At 46.4% G+C, this 323-nt stretch carries 1 protein-coding gene; it reads left to right on the forward strand.

Annotated elements, in window-relative coordinates:
• Positions 1-323 (forward strand): GA-like domain-containing protein (locus HMPREF2802_RS12195; protein ID WP_218085176.1); only part of this gene is annotated, 323 nt, incomplete at both ends.

Genomic DNA, 323 nt, shown 5'->3' on the forward strand with positions numbered 1-323 from the left:
AATTACGCCAGATGAACATGATGCTTTAGAAAAAGCGAATCAAGATGCGGTTGACGCTAAACAGAGTGCGCAAGCTAAAGTGGATGCACTGCCAAGCGATCAACGAGGAGACATGCCATCAGACTTAGAAAAACTACACGGCATCGACGTTCCAGATGTAAATGACTCAGATGCGAACGGCGTCTCCGACGATGTAGATGCACAACGAGAAGAAGCACAAGCAGCGGTAGATGCAGCTAAGAATGCAGATCAAGCTGCGCAAGATAAACTCAAAGAGGCAAATGCCGATGGTCTAATTACGCCAGATGAACATGATGCTTTAG

This window comes from Staphylococcus sp. HMSC071G07, from assembly GCF_001811435.1.
GTDB lineage: Bacteria > Bacillota > Bacilli > Staphylococcales > Staphylococcaceae > Staphylococcus > Staphylococcus pettenkoferi.